The sequence below is a fragment of the Variovorax sp. Soil_C_12 genome, from assembly GCF_057657375.1.
This window is the reverse complement of sequence record NZ_JBDGIO010000001.1, coordinates 914743-937624: the sequence shown is the minus strand read 5'-3', so window position 1 is coordinate 937624 and position 22882 is coordinate 914743. Positions and strand designations below refer to the sequence as shown.

The 22882-nt window shown below is 68.3% G+C and carries 22 protein-coding genes, 1 tRNA gene and 1 riboswitch; of the genes, 14 read left to right on the top strand and 9 right to left on the bottom strand.

Features of this window, described 5'->3' with window-relative positions; genetic code table 11:
* Positions 1-81: 81 nt before the first annotated feature.
* Positions 82-320: riboswitch (cobalamin riboswitch) on the bottom strand.
* 40 nt (positions 321-360) lie between these two features.
* The 4 genes from AC3A6X_RS04670 (at position 361) to AC3A6X_RS04655 (ending at position 2555) form a co-directional block, all read left to right on the top strand.
* Positions 361-588, top strand: a complete 228-nt coding sequence (locus AC3A6X_RS04670) for a DUF904 domain-containing protein (protein WP_077002748.1) — start codon at positions 361-363, stop codon at positions 586-588.
* Complete coding sequence (locus AC3A6X_RS04665; protein ID WP_487841019.1) at positions 585-932, top strand: cell division protein ZapA; 348 nt, start codon at positions 585-587, stop codon at positions 930-932. The genes AC3A6X_RS04670 and AC3A6X_RS04665 overlap by 4 nt, the downstream gene beginning before the upstream one ends.
* A gap of 280 nt (positions 933-1212) precedes the next feature.
* Complete coding sequence (locus AC3A6X_RS04660; protein ID WP_487841018.1) at positions 1213-2028, top strand: sulfite exporter TauE/SafE family protein; 816 nt, start codon at positions 1213-1215, stop codon at positions 2026-2028.
* Positions 2029-2129: 101 nt separating this feature from the next.
* Entirely contained in the window at positions 2130-2555 is a 426-nt protein-coding gene (locus tag AC3A6X_RS04655) for a universal stress protein (protein WP_487841017.1), read from the top strand.
* A gap of 38 nt (positions 2556-2593) precedes the next feature.
* Here AC3A6X_RS04655 and AC3A6X_RS04650 read toward each other — a convergent pair whose 3' ends face one another.
* Complete coding sequence (locus tag AC3A6X_RS04650) at positions 2594-3550, bottom strand: AraC-like ligand-binding domain-containing protein (RefSeq protein ID WP_487841016.1); 957 nt, start codon at positions 3548-3550, stop codon at positions 2594-2596.
* A gap of 169 nt (positions 3551-3719) precedes the next feature.
* Here AC3A6X_RS04650 and AC3A6X_RS04645 point away from each other — a divergent pair, with 169 nt between their 5' ends.
* Together AC3A6X_RS04645 and AC3A6X_RS04640 are read left to right on the top strand one after the other, a co-directional pair.
* Positions 3720-4769, top strand: a complete 1050-nt coding sequence (locus AC3A6X_RS04645) for a carbon-nitrogen hydrolase family protein (protein WP_487841015.1) — start codon at positions 3720-3722, stop codon at positions 4767-4769.
* Positions 4770-4782: 13 nt separating this feature from the next.
* Positions 4783-5838: a phenylacetaldoxime dehydratase family protein gene (locus AC3A6X_RS04640; RefSeq protein WP_487841014.1), complete on the top strand. Its 1056-nt coding sequence runs from the start codon at positions 4783-4785 to the stop codon at positions 5836-5838.
* On the opposite strand, the gene AC3A6X_RS04635 is transcribed toward AC3A6X_RS04640, so the two are convergent.
* The 5 genes from AC3A6X_RS04635 to AC3A6X_RS04615 all read right to left on the bottom strand — a co-directional run bounded on the left by AC3A6X_RS04635 (position 5835) and on the right by AC3A6X_RS04615 (position 11365).
* Complete coding sequence (locus AC3A6X_RS04635) at positions 5835-7385, bottom strand: malonate--CoA ligase (RefSeq protein WP_487841013.1); 1551 nt, start codon at positions 7383-7385, stop codon at positions 5835-5837. The two genes, AC3A6X_RS04640 and AC3A6X_RS04635, sit on opposite strands and share 4 nt — an antisense overlap.
* 14 nt (positions 7386-7399) lie before the next feature.
* Positions 7400-8161, bottom strand: a complete 762-nt coding sequence (locus tag AC3A6X_RS04630) for an enoyl-CoA hydratase/isomerase family protein (RefSeq protein WP_487841012.1) — start codon at positions 8159-8161, stop codon at positions 7400-7402.
* Positions 8158-9150: a Bug family tripartite tricarboxylate transporter substrate binding protein gene (locus AC3A6X_RS04625; protein WP_487841011.1), complete on the bottom strand. Its 993-nt coding sequence runs from the start codon at positions 9148-9150 to the stop codon at positions 8158-8160. The genes AC3A6X_RS04630 and AC3A6X_RS04625 overlap by 4 nt, the downstream gene beginning before the upstream one ends.
* A gap of 77 nt (positions 9151-9227) precedes the next feature.
* A complete protein-coding gene (locus tag AC3A6X_RS04620; protein ID WP_487841010.1) occupies positions 9228-10700 on the bottom strand; it encodes a malonyl-CoA decarboxylase in 1473 nt (490 codons plus the stop codon).
* Positions 10697-11365: a GntR family transcriptional regulator gene (locus AC3A6X_RS04615; RefSeq protein WP_106558445.1), complete on the bottom strand. Its 669-nt coding sequence runs from the start codon at positions 11363-11365 to the stop codon at positions 10697-10699. The genes AC3A6X_RS04620 and AC3A6X_RS04615 overlap by 4 nt, the downstream gene beginning before the upstream one ends.
* A gap of 170 nt (positions 11366-11535) precedes the next feature.
* On the opposite strand from AC3A6X_RS04615, the gene AC3A6X_RS04610 reads away from it, so the two are divergent.
* Positions 11536-12993, top strand: a complete 1458-nt coding sequence (locus AC3A6X_RS04610) for a leucine-rich repeat domain-containing protein (protein ID WP_487841009.1) — start codon at positions 11536-11538, stop codon at positions 12991-12993.
* Positions 12994-13058: 65 nt separating this feature from the next.
* On the opposite strand, the gene lgt is transcribed toward AC3A6X_RS04610, so the two are convergent.
* Together lgt and AC3A6X_RS04600 are read right to left on the bottom strand one after the other, a co-directional pair.
* Entirely contained in the window at positions 13059-13892 is an 834-nt protein-coding gene (gene lgt / locus AC3A6X_RS04605; RefSeq protein WP_487841008.1) for a prolipoprotein diacylglyceryl transferase, read from the bottom strand.
* 60 nt (positions 13893-13952) lie between these two features.
* Positions 13953-14894: a LysR family transcriptional regulator gene (locus tag AC3A6X_RS04600; protein ID WP_487841007.1), complete on the bottom strand. Its 942-nt coding sequence runs from the start codon at positions 14892-14894 to the stop codon at positions 13953-13955.
* A gap of 97 nt (positions 14895-14991) precedes the next feature.
* On the opposite strand from AC3A6X_RS04600, the gene ilvD reads away from it, so the two are divergent.
* A complete protein-coding gene (gene ilvD, locus AC3A6X_RS04595; RefSeq protein ID WP_487841006.1) occupies positions 14992-16686 on the top strand; it encodes a dihydroxy-acid dehydratase in 1695 nt (564 codons plus the stop codon).
* Positions 16687-16934: 248 nt separating this feature from the next.
* Complete coding sequence (locus tag AC3A6X_RS04590; protein WP_487841005.1) at positions 16935-18254, top strand: purine-cytosine permease family protein; 1320 nt, start codon at positions 16935-16937, stop codon at positions 18252-18254.
* Here AC3A6X_RS04590 and thiD read toward each other — a convergent pair.
* Entirely contained in the window at positions 18199-19044 is an 846-nt protein-coding gene (gene thiD, locus AC3A6X_RS04585; RefSeq protein ID WP_487841004.1) for a bifunctional hydroxymethylpyrimidine kinase/phosphomethylpyrimidine kinase, read from the bottom strand. The genes AC3A6X_RS04590 and thiD overlap by 56 nt on opposite strands.
* A 50-nt stretch (positions 19045-19094) precedes the next feature.
* Here thiD and AC3A6X_RS04580 point away from each other — a divergent pair, with 50 nt between their 5' ends.
* From AC3A6X_RS04580 to AC3A6X_RS04560, 5 genes are all read left to right on the top strand, one after another.
* Entirely contained in the window at positions 19095-20201 is a 1107-nt protein-coding gene (locus tag AC3A6X_RS04580) for an FAD-dependent oxidoreductase (RefSeq protein ID WP_487841003.1), read from the top strand.
* Positions 20198-20395 carry a sulfur carrier protein ThiS gene (gene thiS / locus AC3A6X_RS04575; RefSeq protein WP_487841002.1) on the top strand — a complete coding sequence of 66 codons (198 nt, stop codon included), beginning with the start codon at positions 20198-20200 and terminating at the stop codon, positions 20393-20395. Before AC3A6X_RS04580 ends, thiS begins: the two co-directional genes overlap by 4 nt.
* Positions 20396-20413: 18 nt before the next feature.
* Positions 20414-21232, top strand: a complete 819-nt coding sequence (locus AC3A6X_RS04570; protein WP_309961549.1) for a thiazole synthase — start codon at positions 20414-20416, stop codon at positions 21230-21232.
* Complete coding sequence (locus tag AC3A6X_RS04565; protein ID WP_487841001.1) at positions 21229-22146, top strand: thiamine phosphate synthase; 918 nt, start codon at positions 21229-21231, stop codon at positions 22144-22146. Before AC3A6X_RS04570 ends, AC3A6X_RS04565 begins: the two co-directional genes overlap by 4 nt.
* A 78-nt stretch (positions 22147-22224) precedes the next feature.
* Positions 22225-22300 (top strand) — tRNA-Asn (locus tag AC3A6X_RS04560).
* Positions 22301-22882: the final 582 nt, after the last annotated feature.

Genomic DNA, 22882 nt, shown 5'->3' with positions numbered 1-22882 from the left:
ATGGGAACACAAGAGATCAAATGCCCGCCACCGGCTTCCCCGCCGGTGCTTGGACGTCATGGCTGCCGCCTGCTCGCGCATGCGGCAGCCGCCTCGTTGGCCGGTATCCGGGCTGACAACACGGCCCTCGCCGCCTTCCCAGGCACCTGTTTCAGGGCGCCCAGTGGCTTTTCGACGAGGGTGGCACCGAGGGGTGCCGGCTGTTTGACCGTTGCGGGGGCAGCGCAGGCTGGCTGGGCCCTGAAGGGCTTCGACTCCTGCTTCCCGTTGAACTGCGCCGTGTGAACCACGGCACGAAGCACCAACGCGCGGGATTTTATGTGTAAACGCAGGCTTGGCCGGAAACTACAATCGCCCCCCATGCCTGCACCGAGCCGAATTGATCAGATCGCCGAGCGCGTCGAACGTTTGCTCGTGCGCCACGAGGAAGTGCAGCGCACCAACGCGCTGCTGCAAGACCAGGTGAATGCGCTCACGCGCGAGCGCGATGCGCTCAAGTCGCGCCTGGCCGCGGCGCGCACCCGGCTCGATGCACTGCTCGAGCAACTGCCGGCCGATCCCTCCCAAGACGCCTCCACGCCCCGATGAAGCAAATAGAAGTCCAGATCATGGGCCAGAGCTACCTGCTCGGCTGCCCCGAAGGCGGCGAGCCGCAGTTGCGCGAAGCAGTCGATCGCGTCGATGCCGCCATGTGCAAGATCCGCGATGCGGGCAAGGTCAAGGCGCGCGACCGCATCGCGGTCCTGGCCTCGCTGAACCTGGCCTTCGACCTGGCCCAGCGCGAGGCCTCGCTCGCCGCTGTGGCGGCGCCGGCGGCACCGGCGCCCGCTCCCGCAGCGGGATCCGGCACCGACGACATCGACGAGGCCCATGCTGCGCAATTGATCCGACGCCTCGACCAGGCCCTGGCCGGCGACGGTCATTTGCTCTGAGGCGTGCCCACCGGCGCCCGGCGGGCGTAAAATCCGCTTCGTCTGCGGTGTGCGTCGGGCTCTATATGTCCTTGTTCCAATGCTCTACGGAGCAGGGCTTGGTATATCGCTCGGTGGGTGTGATCATCTCGCGTCAGATGAACCCGAAGCCTTGCTGCCCTCGCCCACCTGAACCCCGGTTCAGGATGCGAGTCCGGCCCCACTCGCAGACACCTTTCATCGACGGCCACGGCCCCGCTTTCGGGGCCGTGGTTTTTTTAAGAACACCAAGACCTCTCCGATGACGATCGCCCCCCTGCTGGTTGCCGAACTCGCCGCGCTCGGCGTCGGCACCGGCTTCCTCGCCGGCCTGCTGGGGATCGGCGGTGGCATGCTGATGGTGCCCTTCATCACCATCATCCTCGGCCACCGGGGCGTACCGGCCGACCTGGCGGTCAAGATGGCGATCGCCACCTCGATGGCCACCATCATCTTCACCTCGATCTCGAGCGTGCGCGCACACCACAAGCGCGGCGCCGTGCGCTGGGACATCGCCCGGCGGCTCGCACCGGGCATCGTGATCGGCAGCCTGGTGGGCAGCCTGGGCGTGTTCGCGCTGCTCAAGGGCCAGGCGCTGGCGGTCTTCTTCGCGCTGTTCGTCGGCTTCTCGGCCACGCAGATGTTCCTCGACAAGAAGCCCAAGCCCACGCGCCAGATGCCGGGCACCGGCGGGCAGCTCGCGGCCGGCGGCGTCATCGGCTTCATCTCGGGCCTGGTGGGCGCGGGCGGCGGCTTCATCAGCGTGCCCTTCATGACCTGGTGCAACATCGCAATTCACAACGCCGTGGCAACGAGCGCCGCCCTGGGCTTTCCGATCGCGGTGGCCAACGTGGCCGGCTACGTGGCGAGCGGCCAGGCGGTGCAGGGCCTGCCCGAGGGCTCGGTGGGCTACATCTGGCTGCCGGCGCTGATCGTGATCGCCGTGTGCAGCTTCTTCATCGCACCGCTCGGCGCCAAGGCCGCGCACAGCCTGCCCGTGTCGAAGCTCAAGCGCGTGTTCGCGAGCATCCTGTACGTGCTGGCGGCCTACATGCTGTGGAAGGGCCTGCGGGGCTGAAATCCCTGCATCCGCTCGGCTTCTCTGTACGCATGCGGCGCCGCGCCGTATAACCCTGTCGTGCGGCGCCTGGCCGCAGGCCAAGCAAACGAGAGGCTCGCATGAAGATCCTGGTCGCCGTCGACGGCAGTTCCCATACCCAGAAGGCGCTCGACTACCTGGTCGCCAATCGCGCCATGTTCGTCGAAGGCAATGAGCTGATCATGGTGCACGTGTGCACCGGCGTGCCCGGCCACGTGGCGCGCCACCTGAGCCGCGACGTGGTGACGGACTACTACACCGAAGAGAACGCCAAGGTCCTCGAGCCCGTCAAGGCCTTCTTCGAAAAGCAGGGCATCACGAGCTTCAGCACGCAGGGCCGCCACGGCCACGCCGCCGAAGAGATCCTGAAGGCCGCGACCGAATCCGGCGCCAAGCTAGTCGTGATGGGCACCCATGGCCACGGCATTCTCGGCCGCGCGCTGATGGGCTCGGTGGCCACCAAGGTGGTCTCGGAGACGGACATCTCGGTGCTGCTGGTGCAGTAGCCGCCCGCCCCGAGGCGCGCCGGCCAGGTGAAGAAAGCCTAGTGCCGCAGCCGCCACTCGCGTGGCGAACATCCGAAGCGCTCGCGAAAGACGCGGCTGAAATGCGCCGCGTCGTTGAAGCCGCGGCCGAAGGCGATCTCGCTGACCGTGCGGCCGGCCAGGCGCGGCTCCCGCAGGTCGCGGCTGCAGGCCTCGAGCCGGCGCTCCCAGATGTACTGCGCGGGCGTCAGCGGCTCGCTCCCGAACACGCGATGGACCTGGCTCGTCGACAGGCCGAGCTGCGCCGCCAGGCTGCTGACCGACAGCGCCGGGTCGCCCAATTGCTCGTCGATGCGGCGCTTGATGCGCGCCAGGTGGAAGGCCGCGAGCTGGCTCAGCCCCGGCGAGCGGGCCGCGGGCAGCGTCTGCAGCCCGGCCACGAGGATGTTGAGCACGCCGTTGGCGACCGCCAGCGCCGACGCGGGCTGCAGCGCATCGATGTCCTCGCGCAGCGTGCGGATCATGCTGATCAGCAGATGGCCGGCGCCCTCCCGCCCCGACACGGTGGTGGCCGTCAGCGCCTCGGTGTCGCGCAGCTCGCTGCGCAGGCGCTCGCCCGGCAGCTTGAGCACGATCTGCTCGAAGGCATCGTCGAACAGCAGCTGGTAGGGCCGCGTGCTGTCGTAGAGCGCGAAGTCGCCGACCGAGAGCACGGCATCGCGCCCGTCCTGCCGCACCACGCCCCGGCCGGCCGTCTGGATGCCGACCAGGAAGTAGGCGTCGGTCGAGCGTGCGATGTGGCCGGGCGTGCGCATCACGCTTTGCGCACCCGAATTCACCACCGACACGTCGAGGCTGGGCAGCGCGTGGCGGCGGATGCTGCCGGTGAAGTCGCCCGGCGGGCCCGCGCGCACCGGATCGCAGCCGAGCTGCACGTAGACGTTGCAGATCATGTCGGTCCAGTAGGCGAGCCGCTGGTCGCGGGGGACGGCATCGGTGCTGAGCAGCTGTGTCATGGGAGTCCTCCCGGAGGCGGCGCGCAACGCAGGAACAAGAACGCCGCGAGACCGGGACAAGATGAATGGCGGGGTCGAACTTACGCTTCAAGCAACCCGCATGCCACAGCGCTAACCCGATGCGCGCGCAGCCTGCGGAGCCCCTTCCTTCCACCCTCCGGAGCCCACCATGGCCAGCAAGACCCATCCCCGCCTTCGCGTCGCCGCCGTCCAGGCCGCGCCCGTGTTCCTCGATCTCGACGGCACCCTCGACAAGACCGTCGACCTGATCGCCCAGGCAGCGGCCCAGGGCGTGCAACTGCTCGCCTTTCCCGAGACCTGGGCGCCGGGCTATCCGTGGTGGATCTGGCTCGATTCGCCGGCCTGGGGCATGCAGTTCGTGCAGCGCTACCACGACAACTCGCTGATCGTGGGCTCACCCGAGTTCGACCGCGTGCGCGAGGCCGCGCGCAAGCACAAAGTCTGGGTCTCGCTCGGCTACAGCGAGAAGGCCGCGGGCAGCCTCTACATCGCGCAGGCGCTGATCGACGACCAGGGCAAGACGGTGCAGACGCGCCGCAAGCTCAAGCCCACGCACGTGGAACGCACGGTGTTCGGCGAGGGCGATGGCTCGGACCTCACGGTGTGCGAAACGGCGATCGGCAACATTGGCTCGCTCTCTTGCTGGGAACATCTGCAGCCGCTCAGCAAGTACGCCATGTATGCACAGAACGAGCAGATCCACTGCGCCGCCTGGCCCAGCTTCTCGCTCTACCGGGGCGCGGCCTACGCGCTCGGCGCCGAGGTCAACAACGCGGCCAGCCAGGTTTATGCGGCCGAAGGCCAGTGCTTCGTGATCGCGCCCTGCGCCACCGTCTCTCCGGCCATGAGCGAGCTGCTATGCACCGATGCGGGCAAGCAGCAGATGCTGCGCGTGGGCGGCGGCTTCGCGCGCATTTACGGCCCCGACGGTGCGCCGCTCGGCACGCCGCTGGCCGAGGACCAGGAAGGGCTGGTGGTGGCCGACATCGACCTCGGCATGATCTCGCTGGCCAAGGCGGCCGGCGATCCGAGCGGCCACTATGCGCGGCCCGACGTCACGCGGCTGCTGCTCAACAAGGCGCGGCGCGAGCCGGTCGTGTTCCAGCGGCAGACGGACGCGGAGGCCGGCGCGTTCGAGGCGGTGGTGGCCAAGCCCGAGCCCGCAGCCGGCGGCGTGCAGCTGCCGCTGGCCGCCTGAGAAGGATCGCACTATGGAATCCGCCATCGCCGAGCACCTGAAATGCCCGCGCACGCGGCATCGCCGCATCGAGGACGACTACGTGCCGCCCTACCCCGCATGGTCGGCGCGCGCCGCGGGCGCGGTGTCGCAGGTGGTCATGGGCTATTTCGGCGTGCAGTCGCGCGGCGCCGCGATGCAGGGCCGGGCCTGCGCCGCGCTGGCGGGCATCGCGCGCAGCTTCGGCCGGCCCGACGGGCCCGGGCACCATGACCTCACGCACTTCGTCGATGCGGACGGCTTCGACAACATGATCGCCATCGCCTACTGGAACGATCCCGCGCCCTTCGCGCGCTGGTGCGCCACGCCCGAGGTCGACGACTGGTGGCAATCCGACCAGCGGCTCGACGAAGACCTGGGCTACTTCCGCGAGATCGTCTCGCCGCGCGTCGCGCACTACGAGACGCTGTTCAACACGCCCGATCGCTTCGAGGGCGTCGGCGTCGTGATGGGCGGCGCGAGCGGCGACATCCAGGAGCATGCCTACTGGGGATCGATGCGCGACCGCATCCCGCTGTCGCAGACCGACGCGATGGTGCCTTCGGGCGCGCGCGCCATCGTCGCGCAGACCGCGCAGCCGGGCCGCCGCGTGCGCGTGGCCGGGCACGAGCATCTCGCGATGATCCGCTCCGGCCAGGAATGGGCCGACACGCGCGGCCGGGAGCGCACGCTCTATGTCGACGAGATGGAGCCGGTGCTGCGCGAGGGCATGGAGTTTCTGCGCGACCAGGGCCTGGGCATCGGCTGCTACAGCAACCGCTACATGCGCCACCTCGATGCGGCGGGCGCACCGCTCGAGAAGTCCTTCGGCCTGAGCTTCTGGCGCTCGCTCGCCGACCTGGAGCGCTGGGCCGAATCGCACCCCACGCACGTGGCGATCTTCGGCGGCTTCATGCGCTACGTGCAGGCGCTGAACTTCCAGCTGCAGCTGCGCGTGTACCACGAGGTGTCAGTGCTGAAGACGAACGAGCAGCGCTACGAGTACCTCAACTGCCACCCGCGCACGGGGCTGCTGAACGGCCTGGTCTAGGCCTTCGCGCTCTTGAACAGCCCCTTGTGCTGCTCCCGCAGCAGCGCCTTCTGCACCTTGCCCATGGTGTTGCGCGGCAGCTCGGGCACGACGAAGCAGCACTTGGGAATCTTGAAGTTGGCCAGCCTGGCCTTGAGCTCGGCGATGACGGCCTCGCCGTCCACCGCCGCTCCCGGCTTGGGCGTGACGATGGCGACGCCCACCTCGCCGAAGTCGGGGTGCGGCACCCCGATCAGCGCGCTCTCGGCCACGCCGGCCATCTCGTTGATGTAGCCCTCGATCTCGGCCGGGTAGACGTTGTAGCCGCCGCTGATGATCAGGTCCTTGCTGCGGCCCACGATGGTCACGTAGCCCTGCCCGTCCACCTTGCCCACGTCGCCGGTCTTGAAGTAGCCGTCGGGCGTGAACTCCTCCTTGGTCTTCTCGGGCATGCGCCAGTAGCCCGCGAACACATTGGGGCCCGCCACCTGGATGTGGCCGATCTCGCCGGTGGGGCACGGCTCGCCGGCGTCGTCGCACACGCGCAGCTGCACGCCCGGCAGCGGGAAGCCCACCGTTCCGCCGCGCCGCTCGCCCTGCACCGCGCTGTACGGATTGGAAGTGAGCATCGCGGTCTCGCTCATGCCGTAGCGCTCGAGGATGGTGTGCCCGGTGCGCTCGCGCCAGGCCTCGAAGGTCTCGAGCAGGAGCGGCGCGGAGCCGGAGATGAAGAGGCGCATGCCGTTGCAGGCCTCGCGCGTGAGCGTGGGCTCGGCCAGCATGCGCACGTAGAGCGTGGGAACGCCCATGAACACCGTCGCATCGGGCAGCCGGGCCACCACGCGCTTCGGATCGAAGCGGTTGAGCCAGATCATCTGGCTGCCGCTGATCAGCGCGCCGTGGATGGCGACGAAGAGGCCATGCACGTGGAAGATGGGCAGCGCATGGATCAGCACGTCGGCACGCGGCCGCCAGCCCCAGTAGTCCTTGAGCACCTCGGCGTTGGACTGCAGGTTGCGGTGCGTGAGCATCGCGCCCTTGCTGCGGCCGGTGGTGCCGCTGGTGTAGAGGATGGCAGCCAGGTCGTCCGGCTTCTTCTGCGCCACCTTGTGCTGGTCGCTGCACTGCGCCGCGGCCTCGAGCAGCGTGCCCTTGCGGTCGTCGTCGAGCGTGTACACGTGCCGCGTGCCGGCCGCGGTGGCCAGCGGCGTGACCCAGCCCGCGTTGGCGCTGCTGCACACCACGACGGCAGGCCCGGCATTGCCGATGAAGTACTCGATCTCGGCCTCGCGGTAGGCGGTGTTGAGCGGCAGGAACACATAGCCGGCACGCAGGGTCGCGAGGTAGAGCATCATGGCCTCGACCGACTTCTCGACCTGCACCGCGATGCGGTCGCCCGCCTTCAGCCCCAGGGCGTCGAAGAGGTTGGCGATCATCGCGCTGGCGCGGTCCAGGTCGCGCCAGGAGTAGTACAGGCCGTCGTCGGTCTCGACCGCGATGGCGTCGAGATCCGAGGGGAAGGCGGCACGCAGCGCGGCGAAGAGATTGGCGTTGGTCGGATCGGTCATGGCGTCGGACAGGTTCAGAAGACGGGCGGGCGCTTGGCGAGGAAGGCGGCGATGCCCTCGCGGTGCTCGGGCGAATCGGCGTAGTCGTAGGCGGTGGCGAGCAGGCTTTCGGCGGACGCCGCCGCCAGGGTACGCTTGTTGGCGCGGGCGGCCTCGGGCGCCAGCTCGGCGATGCGTGCAGCGTGGGCCAGCGCCCGCGGGGCGACCTCGCCGTCGGGCAGCACGGCCAGCAGGAAGCCGGCCTCGTAGAGTCGTTGCGCGCCATGCACGCTCGCGGCCAGCAGCATGTCGCGCGCCAGCGTGTCGCCGACGGCGCCGCGCACCAGGGCCGCCTCCCTCGGCGCCATCGGGAAACCCAGCTTTGCGATCGGCGCGCCGAACCTCGCGCTGTCGCCGGCCAGGCGGATGTCGCAGCAGCTCGCGATCTCCAGGCCCGCGCCCATGCAGGCGCCTTCGATCTGGGCCACGAGCGGCAGCTCGCAGGCCCGCATCGCGGCCAGCGCGGCCCAGACTTCGTTTTCGTGGAATTCGCGCAGCGAGGCTTCGTCGAAGCGGAACGAGGGGTACTCGGAGATGTCGCCGCCGGCGCAGAACTGGCCCGCTTCCCCGCGCACGATCACGCAGCGCAGGGAGGCGTCGCGCGCCAGCTCGTCGTCGAACACGGCGCGCAGCGCGCGCCACATCGCGCGCGACATCGCATTGAGCCGGCCCGGGTTCGCGAGCGTGACGAAGGCGACCGCGCCCTCTCGCTTCAGCCTGACGGCCCCCTGCCTCATTCGATCTTCGCGCCGGAGGCCTTGACCACGCTGGCCCAGCGCTTGATCTCGGAGCTCACGAAGCCGCCGTAGGCCGTGGTGACGAGGTTGGGGATCTCGGCGCCGTTGTTGCCCCAGATCGCCTTCAGCTCCTCGGTGGCCAGCGCCTTCTTCATGTCCTCCACGATCTTGGCCTGCACATCGGCCGGCGTGCCCTTGGGCGCCCACAGGCCGTACCAGGTGGTGACGGTGTACTCCGGCAGGCCGACCTCGGACGCGCTCGGCACATCGGGGAACGCAGGGTTGCGCTTGCCACCCGCCATCATCAGCGCCTTGATGCGGCCGGCCTTGATGTGCTGCGCGGAGGAGCCCAGGCCGTCGAACATGCAGTCCACGTTGCCGGCAATCAGGTCCTGCAGCGCCGGGCCCGCGCCGCGGTAGGGGATGTGGGTGATGAAGGTGTTGGTCTGCAGCTTGAAGAGCTCGCCGGCCAGGTGGTGCGAGGTGCCGGCGCCGGCGGAGGCGTAGTTGAGCTTGCCCGGATTCTTCTTCGCCTCTGCGACGAAGTCCTTGAGCGTGGTTGCCGACACGCGCTTGGGGTTGATCACCACCACCTGCGGCACGCTGGCCAGCAGCATCAGCGGCACGAAGTCCTTCTCGATGTCGTAGTCCAACTTGGGATAGACCGAGGGCGCGATGGCGTGATGCACGGCGCCCATGAAGAGGGTGTAGCCGTCTGGCTGCGCCTTGGCCGCGATGCTCGCACCCAGCGTGCCGCCGGCGCCGCCGCGGTTGTCGATCACCAGCGTCTGGCCGGTGACCTTCGAGAACTGGGCCGACAGCGGCCGCGCGAAGGCGTCGGTGCCGCCGCCGGCCGGGAACGGCACGACCAGCGTTACCGGCTTGGCCGGCCAGGCCGATTGCGCGTACGCGGCCCCGCCGAGCGTGGCGGCGGCGGCGCCGGCCGCGGCCAGGCGCAGGACGTCGCGCCGCTGAAAGCTTGAGCTCATTGCTGTGTCTCCTGAAGTTGTAACTGCTTGCGAATGCGCCGGGGCCCACGGCGCGCCACACACGGCCCCTCCAGGGATCAACCCTTGAGAAAGAGATCGTCCACGTCGCCCGACACCGCCACCTTGCCCTGCGCCAGCAGGGCGCGGTGCTTGTCGAGCCGCTTGAGGTCGTAGAGGTAGTTGACCATGATTCCGTACGACTGCTTCAGGCCCTTGGGCGAGGGGTCGCCAGCCCAGTTGAGGCGCTCCACGCGCGCGCCGTTGCCCAGGTGGAAGCGTGCCACCGGATCGACCGGCTTGCCCTCGGCGGTGGCACGCCCGAGGTACTCGGCGGCGGCATTCATCAGCAGCTGGCGCACCGGCGACTTGGCATCGAGCGCGCTCGACTCCTCCGCCGCGGCGAGCACGCGCGCGGCCGTGGGCGGCAGCGAGCCGACCACGCGGCCCAGCTCGGTCTGGCGCTTGTCGTCCAGGCGCGAGAGCAGCGAGGCCGCGTTCTTCGCGAACCAGCCCCGAAAGCCGGGAATCGGCGACAGCGTGGCGAAGTTCTTGAGGCGCGGCAGCTCCTGCTGCAGCGTCTCGACCACGCGCTTGATCAGCGAATCGCCGAAGCTCACGCCGCGCAGCCCGTCCTGCGTGTTGCTGATCGAATAGAAGACGGCCGTGGCGGCGCGGTCGGCCTTGACCGGCGCCGCCGCCTCGTCGAGCAGCGGCACGATGCCTTCGCTGATGCGGTCCACCAGCGCCACCTCGACGAAGATCAGCGGCGTGTTGGGCAGCCGCGGGTGGAAGAAGCCGTAGCAGCGGCGGTCGCTGTCGAGCCGGTTCTTGACGTCGGCCCAGCTCTTGATGTCGTGCACCGCCTCGTACTGGATCAGCTTCTCGATCAGCGAGGCCGGCGAGTCCCAGCTGATGCGGCGCAGGTCCAGGAAGGCGACGTCGAACCAGGTGGAGAACAGGTGCTCGAGCTCGGCATCGAGCGGCAGCAGGCGGCGGTCGGCCTTGAGGTGCGGCAGCAGCTGCGCGCGCAGGTCGACCAGGAAGCGCATGCCCTCCGGTTCGATGGCGAAGCGCTGCAGCAGCCGCAGCCGCGGCGAGTGGAGCGCGCGGCGCAGGTGTACCTCGGCCTGGGCCTCCTCGGTCGTGCCCATGGCAGCCTGGTGGCGGTCGCGCGCCGTGCTGACCTTCTTCACGTCGGGCGCGAAGCGCTCGCTCATCAGCAGCCAGACGTCGCGCCGCTCGTCGAGCTCGCGCCCGGCGTACCACTGCACCACCGCATGGGCGCGGCGGCCGGCCTCGACCTCGCTGATGCGCGGATCGGTCACGGCTTCCAGTTCGGCCAGCGCACGGCGCAGCGCGCGCGGCGCCAGCGCCTCGCCGTTGCGGCGCAGCGTGGCCTCCAGCCGCTCGGCCAGCGGGCGCGGGCCGACCCCTGCGCTCTTGGGCCCCGCGGGCGCCTTGGCTGCGCCGGCCTTCTTGCCCTCGGCGTCGGAGCCGGGGCGCAGTCGGGAAACGTTGCGCGTGATCCAGTCGGAGGCATTGGTGATCATGAAATCAACTTCGCTTTCTGTTGCGCGGCGACGGCCCGCAGGGCCTCGCGCTGGCGGTTCAGGTGGGTGCGCATGGCCGCCTCGGCGCCGTCGCTGTCGCGCGCCTTGAGCGCGGCAAACACGGCCAGGTGTTCCGAGAGGCTTTGCTCAAGCCTACCCGGTGCGTGCAATTGCTGCAGGCGTGCGAGTTTGAGGATCTTGCGCAGATCGCCGATCACCTGCGCGAGCCAGCGGTTGTCGGCCAGCATGATGATGGCCTCATGGATGGCGTAGTTGGTGGCGTAGTAATCGTTGATGCGCTTGGCCCGTGCGTGGCGGGCCAGCTTGTCGTGCAGGGCCTCCAGCGCGGCCAGCTCGGCATCGCTGGCGTTGCGCGCCGCCTCCCAGGCGCAGCGGCCTTCGAGCAGCGCGATCACCGGGAAGATCTCGTCCAGGTCCTTCTGCGTGACCTCGGCCACGAAGCAGCCGCGCCGCGGCTCGTGGCGCAGCAGGCCCTCGGCCGTCAGCACCTTGAGGGCCTCGCGCAAGGGTGTGCGGGAGATGGACAGGCGCTCGCACAGCGCCGCCTCGTCGACGAAGCTGCCTGGCGCCAGGGTGCCCGAGAAGATCTCCTCGCGCAGGGTGGCGGCAACCTCGTCGTGCAGGGAGTTGTGGACGATGCGCATGGGTGCTGTTGTAGCAGGGCCGTGGGTCTGTGATTATTGGTAATTACGCGAAATTATGCTTCTGCCATCTCCGGAATCGCGCCGACCCCGTGCATGGAACCATGCGCACGTTACTGCCACTCACTAAGTCTCCTGCATTTGCAGGGACTGCTACACCCTGAAAGCGCCCAATGAATCCCGGAAACATCAACACACGTAGTGACGTACGCTATCAACCTTTGCCTACTAACGACTGGCGGGAAGAACTCCGCGACCTCAAAGTCAATAGTCTGATCCGCAAGTTCGTCAACAACACAGCCGCCATTCCGAACGAGGATGAGTTGAACGGCCTGGTCTGCGAGTGCATGCTGCAGGGAGCAACTAAAGCGCTATTCGCCATGCTGACGCAGGAATCCTTGCGAACGCTCCGCGTCACGGGCCCCATCAGCGCGCAGGGGTGGCAGACGTTGCTTGAGGCCCTCCCTGACCCATCGGATATCAGCGAGCTGGTCGTGACTGAGCAAAAATTCGACATGCGCAGCAGCGATCTATTTCGCAGTTGCATGCGGCGAATGCCCGACCTGAGGTCCCTGTGCCTCACCTCCTGCACCATGCATGCCGGCCTGCTGGGCTGGCCAGACCTGAAGAGCCTGCAGAACCTGCACCTTGAAAAAATCGATCAGCCCTACGAGCTGATGATGCACGTCCTCAAGACCTCATCATTGACCACGCTCTACCTGAGCCCCTCTTCGCAGAGGGATCTCGATGTAGGTCTGCACGACAAACTTGCCCAGGCACTGGTGAATCAGAGCGTGCTGCGCGGGCTGACGCTCGCAAACCTGCAGGCCGGAGTCAACCTCTCGCCCGTGCTTCACTCCTATGCCACCAAATTTCTGGCGACACAGAACACGCTTGAACACCTGGATCTGTCCGGCAATCGATTGAGCTCGGATGACTTCAGCAAGCTATGGGAAGTCCTCCAACACAAAACCGCGCTGAGCAGTCTGTCGCTCGCGGGTTGTTGTCCCCAGGTGCCCTACAAGTTCGATTGGAAGCACGTTGAAAAGCTCGTTAGCTTGCCAAGCCTTGTCAGCCTCGATCTGTCGTGCAATTGCGCCTCTGAGGACCTGTTGCCGGTGCTGCTGGCCATAGCGTCCCATCCCAAGCTGCTGCATCTCAAACTTGATAGCGCCGACGCAACTCTTGTGTTCCTTGATCACGTGCTGCCAGTGTTTCTTGCAAATGCCAGGACACTCATTTCTCTGCAACTGCCGGACTGGCCAGACGGCTGCTTCAAGTGCTTGCCCGGCGCCATGGAGGCGAACCATGTGCTGCGATCTCTTTCCATTCCGGCAATCGAGCAAAAGTGCTCCAAGATGCCAACGGAAGCGCCTCGGATGTATCCGAACTACATCGCTCTGATGAGTCGCATCGCACTCAATCAGAAAACATGGGAGGAGAAAATGTTTCCGCGATTGCAAGGCGCCATGGAGGCATTGCTTGGTGTTCCGAACGATATTGCCGCTCATGCAGCTCGGATCGCCTGGGAAAGGAATGGCGACAACGACCTTGGCTTGACCCTTCTGAACAAGAGCGCCTATCAGAAAGGCGTGACAGCACTGGCGTTGGCGAAAGAAAAGAAGGAGTGAGCCGGTAGGGAGATGGACGCACTTTCTTCGTGATCTGCGTCCACTCGCTAACGCCTTCTCGGCAATCAGCCCGGCCGGCGCGCCCCATAGGCCGGCCGCGCCGCACCAGGCCGCACATAAAGCCAGATGCCGAACAGCACCATCGGCACGCACAGCCACTGCCCCATGCTCATGTTGAGCGCCAGCAAGCCCAGGAAGTCGTCCGGCTCGCGGAAGAACTCCGCCGTGAAGCGCATCACCCCATACCCGATCAGGAACACCGCGGAGACGCGGCGCTCGCGCCGCTCCTTGCGCGCATACAGCCAGAGGATCGCGAAGAGCAGCAGCCCTTCGAGCAGGAACTGGTAGACCTGCGAGGGATGGCGCGGCAGCATCGAGCCGCTCTGCGGGAACACCATGCCCCAGGGCAGATCGGGGCTGCTGAAGCGCCCCCACAGCTCGCCATTGATGAAGTTGCCCACCCGCCCCGCCGCCAGCCCGGTGGGCACGCAGGGCGCGACGAAATCCATCACCTGCCAGAACGGCCGCGAACGCGAACGCGCGAACCAGCCCATCGCGGCGATCACACCGATCAGCCCGCCGTGGAAGCTCATGCCGCCCTGCCAGACGAAGAAGATCTCCAGCGGGTGCGTGAGGTAGTAGCCGGGCTTGTAGAACAGGCAGTAGCCCAGCCGCCCGCCGACGATCACGCCCATGACGCCGAGGAAAAGGATGTCTTCCAGGTCCTTGCGCGTCCAGGCGCCCGGCCCGGTGATCGAACGGAAGGGTTCGTGCCGCAGCCGGCGCGTGCCGAGGAAGTAGAACAGCGCGAAGGCGGCCAGGTAGGTCAGGCCATACCAGTGGATGGCGATCGGCCCGAGCTGCAAGGCCACGGGGTTGATCTGGGGGTACATGAGCATCGGGCTATTGTGCCGCGCGGTCCTTGCGCGCCTGTGGCAGCGGCGGTCGCATCCATGGGGTCATTGACGTGCGGAGCCATTCGCAGCGATGAACTTCACGAATCGCGCGAGCGCAGGGTTGGCGCCGGCGGCGGGCCAGACCAGGCTGGTCTCGCAGGCCGGCAGCACGGGCGGCCGCCGCCGCGCAGCCGGCGCGAACTCGGCCGCTGCGCGGTAGACCACGCCGGCGCGCCGGAACTGCGTCACGCTCTCCGGCACCCAGGCCAAGCCCAGGCCGCCCCAGACCAGGTTGACGATGGTCTGCATCTGGATCGCCTCCTGCGCCACCTGCGGCGCGCGCCCGGCCGCGTGGTAGAGCCCGAAGATCGCGTCGTGCAGCGAGGGCACGATGCGACGCGGAAAGATCACCAGCGGCTCGGCCAGCGCCTCCGCCAGCGGCAGCTTCGGCCGGCGCGCCAGCGGATGCCGCGCCGGCAGCGCCAGCACCAGCGGCTCTTCCGTCACCGCCATCCGTTCGAGCCCCGGCGGCGCGAAGCCGGGCGAATGCAGCATCAGGCCCGCATCGATCTCGCCACGCCCAAAGGCCTCGAGCTGGACGTCGCCGGTGGCCTCGACCAGCTCCAGCGCGACCTCGGGGCATTGCAGGCGGAACTCGCGCACCCAGGCCGGCAGGCGCTCAAAGCCGATGGTCGAGACGAAGGCCAGCCGCACCCGCCCCAGCTCGCCCGCTGCCGCCGCGCGGGCGCGTCCGGGCAGCGTTTGCGCGCGCGCCAGCAGCTCGCGCACCTCGGGCAGCAGCGCCTCGCCGGCCGGCGTGAGCGCCACGCGGCGGCGCGTGCGGTCGAAGAGCACGACGCCCAGCGTCTTCTCCAGCTGCGCGATGGCCTGGGTGACCGGCGGCTGCGTCATGTGCAGGCGCTGCGCCGCGCGCCCGAAGTGCAGCTCCTCGGCAACGGCCAGGAACTGGCGCCAGGCGCGCAGCTCGATGGAGGCTTCTCTCATACGCCGAGCATATCAATCGGCCTTGAAAATCGGATTGGAAGCAATCAGTCAATCGTCCGATACTTGCATTCCCCGATTCCCCACGAGCAGAGGCACGATGGACACCAAGACTATCCAGATCAACCGCCGCAGCGCCAACATCGTCGAAGGCAAGTCGCGCGCCCCCAACCGCTCGATGTTCTACGCGATGGGCTACCAGGAAGGCGACTTCAAGAAGCCGATGGTCGGCGTGGCCAACGGCCACAGCACCATCACGCCCTGCAACTCGGGCCTGCAGAAGCTGGCCGATGCCGCCATCGCCGGCATCGAGGAAGCCGGCGGCAACGCGCAGGTCTTCGGGACGCCCACCATCTCCGACGGCATGGCCATGGGCACCGAAGGCATGAAGTACTCGCTGGTGAGTCGCGAAGTGATTTCCGACTGCATCGAGACCTGCGTCGGCGGCCAATGGATGGACGGCGTGCTGGTGGTCGGCGGCTGCGACAAGAACATGCCCGGCGGCCTGATGGGCATGCTGCGCGCCAACGTGCCGGCCATCTACGTCTACGGCGGGACCATCCTGCCGGGCAGGTACAAGGGCCAGGACCTGAACATCGTGAGCGTGTTCGAGGCGGTCGGCCAGAACGCCGCCGGCAACCTGAGCGACGAGGACCTGAACGAAATCGAGAAGCGCGCCATCCCCGGCACCGGCTCTTGCGGCGGCATGTACACCGCCAACACCATGAGTTCGGCCTTCGAGGCGCTGGGCATCTCCCTGCCCTACTCCTCGACCATGGCCAACCCGCACGACGAGAAGGCCAATTCGGCCAAGGAATCGGCCAAGGTGCTGATCGAGGCGATCAAGAAAGACCTCAAGCCGCGCGACATCGTGACCAAGAAGGCGATCGAGAACGCGGTGGCGGTGATCATGGCCACCGGTGGCTCGACCAATGCGGTACTGCACTTCCTGGCGATTGCCCATGCGGCCGACGTGGAATGGTCCATCGACGACTTCGAGCGCATGCGCAAGAAGGTGCCGGTGATCTGCGACCTGAAGCCCAGCGGCAAGTACCTGGCGGTCGACCTGCACCAGGCCGGCGGCATCCCGCAGGTCATGAAGATCCTGCTGAACGCGGGCCTGCTGCACGGCGACTGCATCACCATCAGCGGCCAGACCATCGCGGAGGTGCTGAAGGACGTGCCCGACCGGCCGCGCGCGGATCAAGACGTGATCCGCCCGATCTCGAACCCGATGTACGCCGAGGGCCATCTCGCGATCCTCAAGGGCAACCTCTCGCCCGAGGGGGCGGTCGCGAAGATCACCGGCCTGAAGAACCCCGTCATCACCGGGCCGGCGCGCGTGTTCGACGACGAGCAGTCGGCGCTGCAGGCCATCCTCGACGGCAAGATCGTCGCCGGCGACGTGATGGTGCTGCGCTACCTCGGCCCCAAGGGCGGCCCCGGCATGCCGGAGATGCTGGCCCCCACCGGCGCGCTGATCGGCGCCGGCCTGGGCGAGAGCGTGGGCCTGATCACCGACGGCCGCTTCTCGGGCGGCACCTGGGGCATGGTGGTCGGCCACGTGGCGCCCGAGGCCGCGGCGGGTGGCACCATCGCCTTCGTCAAGGAGGGCGATTCGATCACCATCGACGCACATGAGCTCAAGCTGGAGCTCAACGTGCCCGAAGCCGAGATCGCCAAGCGCCGCGAGGGCTGGAAGGCGCCGGCGCCGCGCTACACACGCGGGGTGCAGGCCAAGTTCGCCTTCAATGCCTCGAGCGCGAGCTCGGGGGCGGTGCTCGACAAGTACTGATCCGGTCTCGGCGGCGGCAAGCCTACAATGGCCCTGCTTCGCCAGACCGACTGAAGCAAACGCTAGGGGTGCCAGCCCGCGGCCCAAGGGTCGCAGGCCGGCTGAGAGAGTCCCTTTGAACCTGACTGAGGTAATCCTCGCGCAGGGAAGCTGGTCCGGCGGCCGCCGCGTCTTTGTCTCCTCTCGCGCGGTGGTCCTGCCGCCGTGGCCTCGCCCACCTGCCAAACACTTTGCAATGGAGCAAATGGATGGCAATCGACACTCAAGGCAATGAAGCGCTGACGCCGCTCGCCGCAGGCAGTCGCGTGTTCCGCTGGCACGACCACCTGTCGCTGTGGTTCAGCCTCGGCGTCGGCCTGCTGGTGATGCAGATCGGCGCCTACCTGGTGCCGGCGGTCGGCACGCGCGATGCGCTGCTCGCGATCGTGCTGGGCTCGTGCATCGGCGCAGGGCTGCTCGCCTGGACCGCCCGCCTGGGCTGCGAAAGCGGCCTGGCCAGCGCCGGGCTCATGCATGCGACCTACGGCAGCGCCTTCGCGCGGCTGCCGGTGGTGCTCAACATCGTGCAGCTGATCGGCTGGACCACCTTCGAGCTCGTGATCATGCGCGAGGGCACGCAGGCCATCGGCAAGCAGGCCTTCGGCTGGTCGCTGGGCGGCGGCCTCGGCAGCCTGCTGACGACGCTGCTGTGGGGTGCCGTGCTGCTGGCGCTGCTGGCCGGCTCCATGGTCAAGCTGGTGCGGCGCTTCGTCAGCCGCTTCGGGCTGCCGCTGGTGCTGCTGTCGCTGCTGTGGCTGACCTGGCAGTTTGCGACCCAACTGCAGGCCAAGGGGATGGAGGCCTTCTGGTCGCGCCCGGGCAATGGCGGCATGGGCTTGTTCAGCGCGCTCGACCTGGTGATCGCCATGCCCGTCTCGTGGCTGCCGCTGGTGGCCGACTACGCACGCCACGGCCGGCGCAGCACCGGCGGGCTGGGCGGCGCCTTCTCGGGCACCTGGCTGGGCTATGCGCTCGCCAACATCTGGTGCTACGGCCTGGGCGTGATGGTGGCGAGCGCCGCCGAGCCGGGCAGCAACCTGGTGACGGCCCTGCTGCTGGCGCAGGGCGGCCTGGTGGCGCTGGGCCTGATCCTGATCGACGAGCTCGACAACGCCTACGGCGACGTCTACTCGGGCTCGGTCTCGGCCCACAGCCTGAAGCCGCGCTGGAGCGTGAAGCGCTGGGGCCTCGTGCTCGCGGTGCTGTGCATCGGCTTCGCGCTGGTGCTGCCGATGCACACGCTGGAGCCCTTCCTGCTGCTGCTGAGCTCGGTCTTCGTGCCGCTCTACGGCGTGATCCTCGGGCGCCTGGGCACCGGAGAAGCGCCGGCGTCCGCGGGCACGCGCCGCGTCGACCTGGGCGCCGCGCTGATCTGGATCGCGGGCATCGCCGTCTATCACGGCTGCGCCAAGTGGGCGCCTCAGCTCGGTTCGGCCCTGCCCACGCTGGCCTTCACCTTCGTGCTGGCCTGGTTCACGCGCCAGGCAGCGGCAGGCGGACCGTCGGCACTGGCGCAAAGCCGTGGTTGAGGGGTCCATGGCCCGCACCGACCTTCACCTCTGCACCGGCGGCCATCGCGGCCACCACGTAGCCGCGCGCCCGCTCGACCGCCTCCGGCAGCGCGTAGCCGAGCGCCAGGTGCGCCGCGATGGCCGAGGACAGCGTACAGCCCGTGCCGTGCAGATTGCGGCTCGCGATGCGCTCGGACGAAAGGCGCAGCCGCTCGCCGTCGGCCTCGGCCAGCAGGTCCACCACGTCGTTGCCCGGCAGATGGCCGCCCTTGAGCAGCACGGCGTGCGCGCCCAGCGCGAGCAGCTCGCTCGCCGCATCGTCGAGCGCGTCGACGCCGTCGATGGCATGGCCGATCAGCAGCGCCGCCTCGTCCAGGTTGGGCGTGACCACGGTCGCGCGCGGGAACAGCTCGCGCACCAGCACCTGCACGGTCTCGGCGGCGATCAGCCGGTCGCCGCTGGTGGCGACCATCACCGGGTCCAGCACTACCTTGTCGAGCTGGTAGTGGTCGATGGCCCAGGCCACCACCTCCACCACCTCGGGCGCATGCAGCATGCCGAGCTTGACCGCGTCGACGCCGATGTCTTCCACCACCGCCCGGATCTGGGCCTTGAGGAATTCCGGCGGCACGCCGTGGATGCCGGAGACGCCCAGCGTGTTCTGCGCGGTCAGCGCGGTGATGGCCGTCATGCCGTAGCAGCCCAGGGCCGAGAAGGTCTTGAGGTCGGCCTGGATGCCGGCGCCGCCGCCGCTGTCGGAACCGGCGATCGAGAGCACGCGCGCATAGCGGGAAGTTGCTTGGGTCATGCCGAAAATTATGGGCCACGCCATCGCGGGCCCTGCAGGAGGATATGCCGATGACCGCGCGCAGCGCACTTCCTTTCGCCTCGGCCGCGATCCTCGGCGCCGGGCTGATGGGCCGCCTGCTGGCCGTGGCGCTGGCCCGAGCCGGCTGCCGCGTCGAGCTCTTCGATGCCGGCGGGCCGCAGGCCGACGGCTCGGCCGCCCGCGTCGCGGCCGCGATGCTGGCGCCGCTGGCGGAGTCGGCCGTGGCACCGCCCTCGATCGTGCGCATGGGGCATTACGGCCTCACGCGCTGGCCAGAACTGCTGGACGAGCTGGCGCAGCCCGTGTTCTTCCAGCGCGAAGGCACGCTGGTGCTGTGGCACCGGCAGGATGCCGCCGAGGCCGCGCGGCTGGCGCGCATGCTGGCGCGCACCGGTGAGCTGGTACCCGAAGTGGGCGTGATGAAGACGGTGGACGCGGCCGGCATCGCCGCACTCGAGCCCGCGCTGGGCCGCCGCTTCGCGCAGGGCCTGTTCTTGCCGCAGGAAGGCCAGCTCGACAACCGCGAGCTGCTCGCGTCCCTGCTCGCGACGCTGGAGGCCCTGCCGAACGTCAAGCTGCACTGGCATGCGCCGCGCAGCCTGGACGAATTCCAGCCCGGCGAGGGCGAGCGCGTCATCGACTGCCGCGGCCTCGGCGCCCGGCCGCAGTGGAGCGCGCTGCGGGGCGTGCGCGGCGAGGTGATCCGCGTGCATGCGCCCGAGGTGGCGCTGACGCGGCCCATGCGCGTCGTGCATCCGCGCTACCCGCTCTACGTCGTGCCCAAGCCGAACCGGGTGTTCGTGATCGGCGCCACCGAGATCGAGTCCGAGGACATGTCGCCGGCCAGCGTGCGCTCCACGCTGGAGCTGCTGAGCGCGGCCTACGCGGTGCATAGCGGCTTCGCCGAGGCGCGCATCCTCGAGATCGCGACCCAGTGCCGCCCCGCCCTGCCCGACAACCTGCCGGCCTTCAGCCAGCCGCGCGCCCGCGTGATGCAGATCAACGGCCTCTACCGCCACGGCTTCATGATTGCGCCGGTCATGCTCGACGTGGCGCTGGAGCTGCTGCGCGAAGGCCGCTCGGCGCTCGCAGGCCGCTTCGCGCTGGCGCCCAGCCTGGAGGAGACCACCCCATGAACATCCTGATCAACGACAACCCGAAGACCCTGCCCGACGGCGCCACGCTGGCCGACGCCATCGCCCTGATCGAGGCGAAGCCGCCTTTCGCCGCGGCCGTGAATCGCCAGTTCGTGCCGCGCTCGAACCACGCGTCGCACGTCCTGCATCCCGACGACTGCATCGAAGTGATCCGCCCCGTGACGGGCGGCTGAACCGGAGACCCACCCATCATGATGAACACGAACGCCGACGATCCCCTGGTGCTCTACGGCCAGACCTTCCAGAGCCGCATGCTGCTCGGCACCTCGCGCTACCCCTCGCCCGACGTGCTCGAAGCCGCGGTGCGGCGCGCCCGGCCCGCGATGCTGACCGCATCGCTGCGCCGCCAGACCGGAACGCCCGGCAACGGCAGCGATGGCAACGGCTTCTGGGAGCTGCTGCGGCGCCTCGATGTGCCGGTGCTGCCCAACACCGCCGGTTGCCACAGCGTGCAGGAGGCCATCGCCACCGCGCAGATGGCGCGCGAAGTGTTCGACACGCCCTGGATCAAGCTCGAGCTGATCGGCGACGACTACACGCTGCAGCCCGACACCCTCAGCCTGGTCGAAACGGCCTCGCAGCTGATCCGCGACGGCTTCCATGTGCTGCCCTACTGCACGGAGGACCTGGTGGTCTGCCAGCGCCTGGTGGACGTGGGCTGCCAGGCCGTGATGCCCTGGGCCGCGCCCATCGGCACAGGGCGCGGGCCGGTCAATCCCTACGCGATGCAGGTGCTGCGCGAGCGGCTCTCGGTGCCGCTCCTGGTCGACGCCGGGCTGGGCCTGCCCTCGCATGCCTGCCAGGTGATGGAATGGGGCTACGACGGGGTGCTGCTCAACACCGCCGTGGCGCTGGCGCAGGACCCGGTCGCGATGGCCGGCGCCTTTGCCGACGCGGTGCAGGCCGGCCGCAGCGCGCGGCTTGCGGGCGCGATGACCGCGCAGGATTCCGCGCAGCCCAGCACGCCGGTGCTGGGCACGCCCTTCTGGCATCACGCGAATTCGCAATGACGGCCATGAACGACCAGAACGACATCGCGCGCGCCATCGTGGCGGCGCATGCGGGGCGCTTCGGCGAGACGGGCGACCGCCCGGCCTCCTTTGCTTCCGACGACAGGGTGTACCGCGGCGCCAAGACCGGCTGCGCGGCGCTGGGCTTCATCGAGGTCGATGCCGAATGCCTGGCCCGCGCCTGGCAGGCGCAGACGCAACGCACCGGCGCCTTCGATGCGCAGGCCTGGCCCGAGCATCCGGCGGATTTCGGCATGCGCTCCTTTCCGCCGTCGGCGCGCCCCGATGCCTTCCCGCCCTCCCCCGAGAAGCTCGGCCTCTATGCCGTGCTGCCCGATGCCGCCTGGGTCGGCCGCATGGCGCGCGCCGGTGTGCCGACGGTGCAGCTGCGCTTCAAGTCCGGCGATGCGGAGGCAGTGAAGCGCGAAGTGCATGCGGCCGTGGAAGCCGTGCGCGGCACCAACGCCCTGCTCTTCATCAACGACCACTGGCAAGCTGCCATCGAGGCCCGGGCCTACGGACTGCACCTGGGCCAGGAGGACCTCGACGCGCTCGACCCGCAGGAGCTCCAGGCGATCCGCGCTTCCGGCATCCGCCTGGGCGTCAGCACCCATGGTTACGCCGAGATGGTGCGCGCCGACGCCGTGAGCCCGAGCTACCTCGCCATGGGCGCGGTGTACCCGACCACGCTGAAGCAGATGGCTACCGCGCCGCAGGGCGTGGCACGACTGGCCGCTTACGCGCGCCTGATGCGCGGCTATCCGCAAGTAGGGATCGGCGGTGTCGACGCAGTACGGCTGCCCGATGTGCTGGCCACCGGCGTGGGCTCGGTGGCGGTGGTGCGGGCGCTCGTGGCCGAGGCCGACCCCGAAGCTGCGGCGGCTCGCCTGATGAAGGCCATGGCGGCTCCTTGAGAATTTTTTCGCGCATCAACGCGCGGCGATGCGGCCCGGCCAGAAGCCCCGAAAACCACGCTATAATCTGAGGCTTGTTCCTCGATAGCTCAGTCGGTAGAGCGCCGGACTGTTAATCCGTAGGTCCCTGGTTCGAGCCCAGGTCGAGGAGCCACCTACAAGCCGCAAAGGCAATGAAGGCCTCGCTATTACTAGATAGCGAGGCCTTCCTCTTTGGGCTCAGATATCTGGACAGTTTTTGAATGTGTCCGATACGCCGCATCAGGCGCCCGCCACTTGATCGCTGCGCCTGGACTGGCGGCGCTCCGTGAGCGCAATCAGCGCGGCCTTACTCCCCTATTGATTTGATCCATGTCCATGCAAGGACGAACCCGTCCTGGCACGCGGCCCGCCGCCATCGAGCGCTGAACGGGAGCTTTTGCCCGGGGACTGGTGGCGGTTGCGAGGGCCCGGCGCAACTAATACCTCCAGTACAAGGAGTAAACGCGCAGCGACAACGCTTCTCACGTTCTCTCGATGTGGGAAATAAAACACATCCGACGAGGGCGGCTGACTGCGGCTCAATAACGCTTTCCATCTATCAATAACTAGATTGGATTAAGCGTTTATTACCATCGAAACGACCAAAGTTCGCACAGCGCGGCGCGCATTCCGCACCAATTTGGCATGACAAATGTCAAACATTCTTAAATCTCAAATCGGAGCCGCAACCGCGACAAAAATTCTCATAGCATCG